Source organism: Streptodolium elevatio, from assembly GCF_040649515.1.
Taxonomy (GTDB): Bacteria; Actinomycetota; Actinomycetes; order Streptomycetales; family Streptomycetaceae; genus Yinghuangia; species Yinghuangia elevatio.
On record NZ_JBEZFP010000019.1, the window covers coordinates 81634 to 90620 of the forward strand.

10 protein-coding genes are annotated in these 8987 nt (G+C 71.9%); 6 read left to right on the top strand and 4 right to left on the bottom strand.

Features of this window, described 5'->3' with window-relative positions:
- The first annotated feature begins 43 nt into the window (after positions 1-43).
- From AB0C36_RS10385 to AB0C36_RS10395, 3 genes are all read left to right on the top strand, one after another.
- Positions 44-886 carry a nitrilase-related carbon-nitrogen hydrolase gene (locus AB0C36_RS10385; RefSeq protein ID WP_358352159.1) on the top strand — a complete coding sequence of 281 codons (843 nt, stop codon included), beginning with the start codon at positions 44-46 and terminating at the stop codon, positions 884-886.
- Positions 887-890: 4 nt separating this feature from the next.
- Positions 891-2291: a dihydropyrimidinase gene (hydA, locus tag AB0C36_RS10390; protein WP_358352133.1), complete on the top strand. Its 1401-nt coding sequence runs from the start codon at positions 891-893 to the stop codon at positions 2289-2291.
- A 94-nt stretch (positions 2292-2385) separates the two neighbouring features.
- Positions 2386-3399, top strand: coding sequence for a TIGR03842 family LLM class F420-dependent oxidoreductase (locus AB0C36_RS10395; protein ID WP_358352134.1), 1014 nt, complete (start codon positions 2386-2388; stop codon positions 3397-3399).
- 79 nt (positions 3400-3478) lie between these two features.
- Here the strand turns inward: AB0C36_RS10395 and AB0C36_RS10400 are convergent, their stop codons facing one another.
- Positions 3479-4069 (bottom strand): GNAT family N-acetyltransferase, encoded by a 591-nt coding sequence (locus tag AB0C36_RS10400; RefSeq protein WP_358352136.1) that lies wholly within the window; start codon positions 4067-4069, stop codon positions 3479-3481.
- A 313-nt stretch (positions 4070-4382) separates the two neighbouring features.
- Between AB0C36_RS10400 and AB0C36_RS10405 the strand changes: the two genes are divergently transcribed.
- Positions 4383-4856, top strand: coding sequence for a GNAT family N-acetyltransferase (locus AB0C36_RS10405; protein ID WP_358352137.1), 474 nt, complete (start codon positions 4383-4385; stop codon positions 4854-4856).
- 90 nt (positions 4857-4946) lie between these two features.
- Here the strand turns inward: AB0C36_RS10405 and AB0C36_RS10410 are convergent, their stop codons facing one another.
- The 3 genes from AB0C36_RS10410 to AB0C36_RS10420 form a co-directional block, all read right to left on the bottom strand.
- Positions 4947-5384 carry a GNAT family N-acetyltransferase gene (locus AB0C36_RS10410; RefSeq protein WP_358352139.1) on the bottom strand — a complete coding sequence of 146 codons (438 nt, stop codon included), beginning with the start codon at positions 5382-5384 and terminating at the stop codon, positions 4947-4949.
- 68 nt (positions 5385-5452) lie between these two features.
- On the bottom strand, positions 5453-6103 hold the full coding sequence (locus tag AB0C36_RS10415) for an MBL fold metallo-hydrolase (RefSeq protein WP_358352141.1): 651 nt from the start codon (positions 6101-6103) through the stop codon (positions 5453-5455).
- Between the two features lie 156 nt (positions 6104-6259).
- Entirely contained in the window at positions 6260-7141 is an 882-nt protein-coding gene (locus tag AB0C36_RS10420; protein WP_358352143.1) for an IclR family transcriptional regulator, read from the bottom strand.
- A gap of 139 nt (positions 7142-7280) precedes the next feature.
- Between AB0C36_RS10420 and AB0C36_RS10425 the strand changes: the two genes are divergently transcribed.
- Together AB0C36_RS10425 and AB0C36_RS10430 are read left to right on the top strand one after the other, a co-directional pair.
- Positions 7281-8501, top strand: a complete 1221-nt coding sequence (locus tag AB0C36_RS10425) for a cytochrome P450 (RefSeq protein ID WP_358352144.1) — start codon at positions 7281-7283, stop codon at positions 8499-8501.
- Between the two features lie 109 nt (positions 8502-8610).
- On the top strand, positions 8611-8987 hold a 377-nt coding region (locus AB0C36_RS10430), incomplete at its 3' end, for a hypothetical protein (RefSeq protein ID WP_358352146.1).

Below are 8987 nucleotides of genomic sequence, written 5' to 3' on the forward strand. Positions count from 1 at the left end.
CTTCCCTTTGCGGGGGATTTGCCTAGCGATGAGGGGGTTCGTTATGCCGCAGATCGTGCGCGCCGCGCTCGTACAGGCCAAGTGGACGGGCGACGGTGCGTCGATGGTGGACGTCCACGAGGCATACGCCCGGCAGGCCGCTGCGCAGGGGGCCCAGATCATGGGCTTCCAGGAGGTGTTCAACGCTCCCTACTTCTGCCAGGTCCAGGAACCGGAGCACTACGGCTGGGCCGAACCGGTGCCCGAGGGCCCGACGACCGCCCGTATGAGCACCCTCGCGCGGGAACTGGGCATGGTGCTCGTCGTGCCGGTCTACGAGGTCGAGCAGTCCGGCTTCTACTACAACACCGCGGCCGTCATCGACGCCGACGGGACCGTGCTCGGCAAGTACCGCAAGCACCACATCCCGCAGGTCAAGGGCTTCTGGGAGAAGTACTACTTCCGGCCCGGCAACCTCGGCTGGCCGGTGTTCGACACCGCGGTCGGCCGGATCGGCGTCTACATCTGCTACGACCGCCACTTCCCGGAAGGCTGGCGCGCGCTGGGCCTCGCGGGCGCGCAGCTCGTGTACAACCCGTCGGCGACCAGCCGCGGACTGTCCGCGTACCTGTGGCAACTCGAACAGCCCGCGGCCGCGGTCGCCAACGAGTACTTCATCGCGGCGATCAACCGCGTCGGGGTCGAGGAGTACGGCGACAACGACTTCTACGGCACCAGCTACTTCGTCGACCCGCGCGGGCAGTTCGTGGGCGAGCCCGCGTCCGACCGAGACGAGGAACTCGTGGTCCGCGACCTCGACTTCGGCCTGATCGACGAGGTCCGCAACCAGTGGGCCTTCTACCGCGACCGGCGCCCCGACGCGTACGGCCCGCTGACGGAGGCATGACGACGTGGCCCGCACCCTGATCCGCGGCGGCCTTGTGGTGACCGCCGCCGAGGAGACGTACGCCGACGTGCTGGTCGACGGCGAGCGCGTCGCGGCCCTCGCCGCACCCGAGGTCGCCGAGGCCTGGGCGCCCGGCGCGGACCGCGTCGTCGACGCGACCGGGATGTACGTGATCCCGGGCGGCGTGGACGCGCACACCCACATGGAGATGCCCTTCGGCGGCACGGTCGCGTCCGACACGTTCGAGACCGGCACCCGCGCGGCCGCGTTCGGCGGCACGACGACGATCGTCGACTTCGCCATCCAGCAGGTCGGCGGGACCCTGCGCGCGGGGCTCGACGCGTGGCACGCCAAGGCCGACGGCAACTGCGCGATCGACTACGCGTTCCACATGATCCTCGCGGACGTGAACGACGCGGTGCTCAAGGAGATGGACCAGCTCGTCAGCGAGGGCGTCACCAGCTTCAAGATGTTCATGGCCTACCCGGGCGTCCTCTACAGCGACGACGGACGCATCCTGCGTGCGATGCAGCAGGCCGCGAACAACGGGGCGCTGCCGATGATGCACGCGGAGAACGGCATCGCCATCGACGTGCTGATCGAGCAGGCGCTCGCCAACGGGCGGACCGATCCGCGCGTGCACGGCGAGGTCCGCAAGGCCCTGCTGGAGGCCGAGGCGACCCACCGGGCGATCCAGCTCGCGCGCGTCGCCGGCAGCCCGCTGTACGTGGTGCACGTGTCGGCCGCGGAGGCCGTCGCCGAACTGACCGCTGCCCGGGACCTCGGCCTGAACGTGTTCGGCGAGACGTGCCCGCAGTACCTGTTCCTGTCGACGGACGACCTGGCCCGCCCCGGCTTCGAGGGCGCGAAGTACGTCTGCTCCACGCCTCTTCGGCCGGTCGAGCACCAGGCCGCCCTGTGGCGCGGCCTGCGGTCCGACGACCTGTCCGTGGTGTCCACCGACCACTGCCCGTTCTGCTTCGTGGGCCAGAAGGACCTCGGGCGCGACGACTTCTCGAAGATCCCCAACGGCCTCCCCGGCGTCGAGAACCGCATGGACCTGCTGCACCAGGCGGTGCTCGACGGGCACATCACGCGGCGCCGCTGGATCGAGCTGGCGTGCGCGACCCCGGCGCGGATGTTCGGGCTCTACCCCCGCAAGGGCACGATCGCGCCCGGCGCGGACGCCGACCTGGTGGTGTACGACCCGGCCGCCGAGCAGACGGTGTCCGCCGCGACGCACCACATGAACGTCGACTACTCGGCGTACGAGGGCCGGCGACTCACCGGCCGGGCCCGCACCGTGCTCTCGCGCGGCACGGTCGTGGTGGACGACGGGAAGTACACGGGGCACGCCGGACACGGCTCGTACCTCAAGCGCGACACCTGCCAGTACCTGGTGTGAACGGTGTGAACGGTGTGAACGGCATCGACGGTGTGATCGCCGTGATCGGCCCCCGGCGTGGCCCTGGTAGGGCCCGGTAAGGAGAGAAACGCGCATGGACTTCGGTCTGGTGCTCCAGGCGGACCCGCCCGCGTCCGAGGTCGTCGAGCTGCTGAAGACCGCCGAGCGCGCCGGGTTCACGCACGGCTGGACGTTCGACTCCGTCGTCTTGTGGCAGGAGCCGTTCGTCATCTACAGTCGCGTGCTCGCCGAGACGTCGACGATCACCGTCGGACCGATGGTCACCAATCCGCTCACGCGCGACTGGACCGTCACCGCCTCGCTGTTCGCGACCCTCAACGAGATGTACGGCGACCGCACCATCTGCGGCATCGGGCGCGGCGACTCGGCGGTCCGGGTCCCCGGCGGCAAGCCGGCCACGCTGGAACGCCTCGGCGAGGCCATGCGCGTCGTCAAGGAATTGGCCGAGGGCCGCGAGGTCGACATGCACGGCACGCGCGTGCGGATCCCGTGGGTGCGGGAGGGGTCGAGCCTGCCGATGTGGATGGCGGCGTACGGTCCGCGGGCGCTGGAGCTGGTGGGGCGTCAGGCGGACGGCTTCATCCTGCAGTTGGCCGATCCGTACCTGACCGAGTACATGGTCAAGGCGGTGCGTGCCGCCGCGGTGCGCGCGGGCCGGGACCCCGCGGCGATCAAGGTGTGCGTCGCGGCCCCCGCCTACGTCTGCGAGGACACGGCCGCCGCGGTCGCCCACGCGCGCGAGCAGTGCCGGTGGTTCGGGGGCATGGTCGGCAACCACGTCGCCGACCTGGTGGCGCGGTACGGCGAGCACTCGTCGGCGGTCCCGGAGGAGCTGACCGAGTACATCAAGGGCCGGCAGGGCTACGACTACTCGCACCACGGCCGGGCCGACAACCCGTCGACGCAGTTCGTCCCGGACGAAATCGTCGAGCGGTTCTGCCTCATCGGGCCGGTCGAGACGCAGTTGGAGCGCCTGATGGAGTTGCGGGACCTGGGCGTGGACCAGTTCGCCGTGTACGCGATGCACGACGCGCGCGAGTCCACCATCGCGGCGTACGGCGAACGGATCATCCCCGCGCTGTCGTGACCTCGCGTGCGCGACCGGCCGCGGGCCCGGCCGCCCGGCCGACCCGAGGGCCGGCCGGGCGGAGGCGCCACGCGGCCGGTCAGTCGTCCCGGCCGCTGGGCGGCGTGTGGTCGCGCAGCATCATCGTGTAGAGCGGGGCGAGCGGGTACGGCCGCGAGAAGCCGACCGAGCGGTACCCCTGGCTGTCCCAGAACCCGACCGCGGCCGGGGAACTTGCGCGCAGCGTCAGCGTGGTGCGCGTGCCGGTCCACGGGCCGACCAGGGCGTTGTGCATCGCGGTGCCGAGGCCCTGGCGCCGGTAAGCCTTTCGTACCGCGAACTCGTAGACCGCGAAGGTCTGCCGGCCGTCCTCGACCGTCATCGGCTCGGGCAGCGGGTCGACCATGCCGGACCACCAGCGGTTGTCCGCGGGCAGCGGGACGCCCAGGCCGAACCCCATGGGTATCGAGTCCTCGGCGGTCCGGGCGAAGACGAGCGCGAAGCCGGGCGCGTCCAGGTGCCGGGGCAGCACGTTCTCGTCCCAGTCCCGGGCGTCGGACTCGGACCGAAGATACGGTTCTTCGGCATACACCTCGGTATATATCGTTCTGATCGTCTGCCGCATCGCCGGAACGGCGACCTCCTGGCCGGTGAGGTGGTCGAGCGTCCAGGGCACGGGCGCGGCGGTCACGGGAACTCCTTCGCGGGGACAGGGCGGAGCGCGTTGGGACGGGCGGTGCGGGGAACAGCCGGAGGACATCGTGGAGGACGGCGGCCCGACGCGACAACTGCGAATCCGCGCCCGGGACGACGGCGGGTCCGGGCGACCGGCAGGTGCGTGCGGAACGCCATCCCCCATGGGGGATGCCGGTGACGCCTCTTCGGTTCCCGGCGCAGGACAGTCCACGCGCGAGCGCGTGCGGACGCAAGGGCGACGGGCCCGTGCGATGCGCCACCCGCAATGCCGTGGCCCGCCATCCAAACCACCCGGTACCGTGCCGCACATGATCAGAACCGCCACGCGCGACGACGTTCCCACGATCCTGCGCTTCGTACGCGAGCTCGCCGAGTACGAGCGGGCCGCGCACGAGGTGCACGCCACCGAAGCGGATCTCGAACGCGATCTGTTCGGTCCGACCCCGGCCGCGAACGCGCTCATCGCCGAGGACGCGGACGGCACCCCGCAGGGCTTCGCCCTGTGGTTCACGTCGTACTCCACCTGGCTCGGCAAGCCCGGCGTCTATCTCGAAGACCTGTACGTCACGCCCGACTCGCGCGGCGGCGGCCACGGCCGCGCCCTGCTGGCCGAACTCGCCCGCATCGCCGTCGAGCGCGGGTACGGCCGCGTCGAATGGTCGGTCCTGGACTGGAACGACCCGGCGATCGGCTTCTACAAGTCGCTGGGCGCGACCCCGCAGGACGAGTGGACCGTCTACCGCCTGACCGGCAAGGCCCTCGACGACCTCGGCCGCCGCTGATCATTCGGTCTCCGGAGCGCGGAACAGGCCGGGTACGGCGGCCGGTTCCCGTCCGCGCTCCCGGTGAGGCGGCGCGGGTGCCGACTCCGGTCAACCGGCCGCGAACGGCTTGACCCACCGCGTCCAGTGCGGCTCGGGCTGATACCCCGACGCCGCCCAGGCCGCGCGGCCCGAGGTGTTGCGGTCCAGGACCATGGCATCGCCGCGTCGCCCGCCGAGTGCGACGAAGCGCTGTTCCGCGGCGTCCAGGAGCAGGCGCCCGATGCCGCGCCGCCGCAGGGCCGGGTCCACGGCGAGCCGGTACAGGTGGCACCGCCATCCGTCCCAGCCGGCGACCACCGTACCGACGATGGCGGAGTCACCGGCGGCAGACGTCGCGATCAGCATCGCATCGGGGTCACGGGCGACCAGCCCGGCCACACCGTCCCGGTCGTCGCTGATGCTCGTGCCTTCGGCGGCCACGGCCCAGAAGGCCAGTACATCGTCGATGTCGTCGCGGGTCGCGGCACGGATGCGGTAGTCGCTCATGCCATCTGTCTACAGCGCCTCCCGCGCGAGCCCAACCGGTTTTGCGCACCCGGTCGGCGGCGTCGGGGTCAGCCCAAGGTGAGGGGCTCGCCGGGCGTCGCGGTGACGACGTCCCGCTCCGGCCCCTCCGTCAGGCCGGTCAGCAGACGCGTGTGCACCTCGCGGCCCGCGTCGCTCAGCACCGCGTCGTGGATGAGGATCGCGCGGCGCGGCGCCACCTCGCGCACGTAGTCCGCCGCCTCGGCGACCTTCAGCCAGGGCGCGGCGGCAGGGGTCAGCAGCGTCGGCACCGGCGCGTCGGGGACGGTCAGCGCGTCTCCGGGGTGGAACACCTCTCCGCCGACCAGGAACCCGACGTTGTCGACGAGCGGGATGTCGCGGTGGATGGTGGCGTGCTTCTCGCCGTACACGTGGACCGGGACGCCCCCGGTGCCGCCGATCTCGAACGTGTCGCCGTGCGTCACGGCCAGCACCCGGCCGCCGAGGTCGGCGAACTGTGCGGCGAGAGCCGGGTTCGTCCATACCTGGAGCTCGGGGTTGTCGGCCAGCGCGGCCCGCAGTTGGTCGGGCACGACATGGTCGAAGTGCTCGTGCGTCACCAGGACCGCGTCGGCGCCGTCGAGGACGTCGGCGGGGTTGAACGCGCCCGGGTCGATGACGATGGTGATGCCCTTGGCATGGAGGCGCACGCACGAGTGGCCGATCTTGGTGAGCTGCATGTCCGTACGGTACGCCTCGCCCCGTGCGATCCGACGGCGGCACGCTCGGGCCGGGTCCGGCGACAGCCCGGGCGGCCGGGGGCACGGCCCGGGCGGGCCGGACCGTGGCCGGGCGCGGGCGTGCCGAGGCGCGCCGGACGGGGCGCGAGGCGGCGGTCAGGCTCCCCCGATCCGCTCGGCGGCGGCCTGCAACTCGCGGATGTACCGCGCGCGTTCGTCCTTGCCGACCGCCGCCCGCAGCGGACCGATCTGCAACTCGTGCCGCGCGCGCCCGGCCCCGTCGAACACCGGAGCGGACAGATAGCTGAGGGGCAGCGGGCGGTCGTCGTCGAGGTCCGCCTTGGTGTACGGCTGTCCGCCGATCACGACCAACTGGTCCAGCACGCGCGACCGCAGGTCCGCCCGCCCCGGATGCGCGTCCAGCAGGTCCACGACGTCGCGCAGCACGGCCAGAAGCTGCCCGTGCTCGGCGGTGGGCCGCCACAGCGCGACGCCTGTCGCCTGGGCCAGCACCAGCAGTTCCGCCAGCTCTTCGCGGCTGCCCTCCGGTCCGCGCGCGAGCCAGGCCGCGCGGTCGGCGGGCGGGCGCCACGGCATCACGGCCGCGCCCCCGGGTGGTCGCAAGGGCAGGCGCGTCCCGACGGCGATGCCGGACGGCAGCGCCTCGGGGCCACCCGCGACGGCGACAAAGGTGATCTGCGCCGGGCCGATCTCGGACAGCGCCACCCCGCAGCCGACGCGCTCGGCCAGGGCGTCGAGTTCGCGCGCGAGCGATTCGGGGACGCCCGCGCGGGTCCGGACCGCGTCCGCGACGCCCAGGAGGCCGGGGCCGAGGGTATAGGTGCGGGCCGCCGGGTCACGGCGTACCCACCCGGTGGCCTCCAGCGCGGACAGGACGGCCGTGGCTGTCGACCGGTTGAGGTCGAGGCGCGCGGTCACGTCGGCCACCGTGAGCGGCGCCGGATCGGCGGCCAGGAGTTCGACGACGGCCACAACGCGGTGGGTGGGAGGCGAAGGGGATTCCGCGGTCTCGCTCATGCGCCGTCCGTTCCGGCGCCCTGGATGCTCCCGCGCCCTTGAATCGGCCGCACCCGCGGCCTAGAGTCCGCAACGGCACCGAATATACATCACCGAGATGGCGAATATTCGCCATCCCGCCAATGTCGAGGAGCTGTCGATGAGTTCCGCCTCCGATCAGCCCGATCTCATGGACGCGCCCGACATCGAAGGGATCGACTTCGCCTTCGACGACATCGAGGACGTACACGCGGTCCTGGCCGGCCTGCGCGCGAAGAAGCCGTACGCCGTCGTGCCGTACGCCGGATTCCGCGCCCTCCTGCTGCTCTCCCACGAGTTGGTCACGGCCGCGTTCAAGGACGAGGCGTCGTTCCCGTCCGCCGCCATCTACTCGGCGACCACCGAAGCCGTTCTGGGCCACACGATCCAGTGCATGAGCGGCGAGGAACACCGCATCAACCGCGCGTTGGTGGCACCCGCGTTCCGGCGCAAGCTGATGGACGGGCACGTCGCCGGCATCCTCGAACCACTCGCGCACGAGATCGTGGACCGCTTCGCCGACCGCGGATCCGCGGACCTGGTCGCGGAGTTCACGCACCAGTACCCCATCCAGGTGATCACCCGCCTGCTGGGCCTGCCGGTGGACGACGAGGAGCAGTTCCGGCGCTGGGCGTACGAGCTGTTCCACTACCCCTTCGCGCCCGAGGCGGCGGAGCGGGCGTCGGCGGAGTTCACCGCATATGTGACGCCGATCGTGGCCGCGCGCCGCGCGCAGCCCGGTGGCGACCTGCTGTCCACGCTCGCCACGATCCGCGACGACGAAGGCCGCATGCTGTCGGACGAGGAGATCCTGTCGTTCCTGCGCCTGCTGTTCCCGGCCGGCGCGGACACGACGTACCTCGGACTCGGGAACGCGCTGCTGGCCCTGCTCACTCATCCCGACCAGCTCGAACTGCTGCTCTCCGCACCCGAGGAGCACCTGCCCTGGGCCGTCGAGGAGGCGCTGCGCTGGGAACCGCCGGTGGGCCTGCTGCCGCGCATGTGCCCCGTCCGGGTGCGGGACTGGCACGGCATCGACATACCCGACGAGACACCGCTGATCTTCGGCATCACCGCCGCCAACCGCGACCCGCAGGTGTACCCCGACCCGGACCGCTTCGACATCACCCGACGCGCGATGGCCACCCTGGCGTTCGGCGACGGCCCGCACGTCTGCCTCGGCACGTTCCTCGCCATCGCGGAGATGCGCGTGGCCCTGAAGGTGGTGCTGGAGCGGCTGCCCGGCCTGCGCCTCGAAGAGGGCGCCGAAGTACGCGTGAAGGGCATGCTGACCACCGCGCTGCGCGGACCTGACCGGCTGCCGGTGACCTTCGGGGGCTGAACCTTCCCTACAGTGCTGTCCCGGCGACGACACGACTCGGCTCGGCAACGGCCCGCGATGCGTGAGGGCTCGAGTCAATCGAAGGGGCGGACGGCGGATGGCACAGCGCATGACACGGCCCACGGCATGGAGACGCAGGCTCACGGCGGTTGTGGCCCTGATCGCCGCATGGGCGCTGCTGGCGGCACCCGGAACGGTCGTGCACGCGGCGGTGAACGACCGCGACGACCAGGTCGCGGGCGCGGGAGGCGTCCCGTGGTCGGTCGCGTCGGCAATGGCCGCAGTCGGAGCGTACGTCTTCTGGCGCTACGTGGTGGTGCCGCGCGGCGGCCGTGACTTCCGCGGCCTGGCAGTCGGCTCGATCGCCCTCGTGGCCGGCGCCTTCGTCGTGGGCTTCGCGGTCGCCGCGATCGACCCCGCCAACGCGTACGCGGGCGGCCTGATCGCCTCGGCAATCTGCCTGGCGGCAGGTGCGCTCAGCCGCGC

What these genes read in the sequence shown, in the direction of transcription:
- AB0C36_RS10410 (WP_358352139.1), bottom strand. Translation starts at nt 5,384, where the DNA reads ATGAGCGACTACCGCATCCGTGCCGCGACCCGCGACGACATCGACGAT.
- AB0C36_RS10395 (WP_358352134.1), top strand. Translation starts at nt 2,386, where the DNA reads ATGGACTTCGGTCTGGTGCTCCAGGCGGACCCGCCCGCGTCCGAGGTC.
- AB0C36_RS10415 (WP_358352141.1), bottom strand. Translation starts at nt 6,103, where the DNA reads ATGCAGCTCACCAAGATCGGCCACTCGTGCGTGCGCCTCCATGCCAAG.
- AB0C36_RS10425 (WP_358352144.1), top strand. Translation starts at nt 7,281, where the DNA reads ATGAGTTCCGCCTCCGATCAGCCCGATCTCATGGACGCGCCCGACATC.
- AB0C36_RS10405 (WP_358352137.1), top strand. Translation starts at nt 4,383, where the DNA reads ATGATCAGAACCGCCACGCGCGACGACGTTCCCACGATCCTGCGCTTC.
- AB0C36_RS10385 (WP_358352159.1), top strand. Translation starts at nt 44, where the DNA reads ATGCCGCAGATCGTGCGCGCCGCGCTCGTACAGGCCAAGTGGACGGGC.
- AB0C36_RS10420 (WP_358352143.1), bottom strand. Translation starts at nt 7,141, where the DNA reads ATGAGCGAGACCGCGGAATCCCCTTCGCCTCCCACCCACCGCGTTGTG.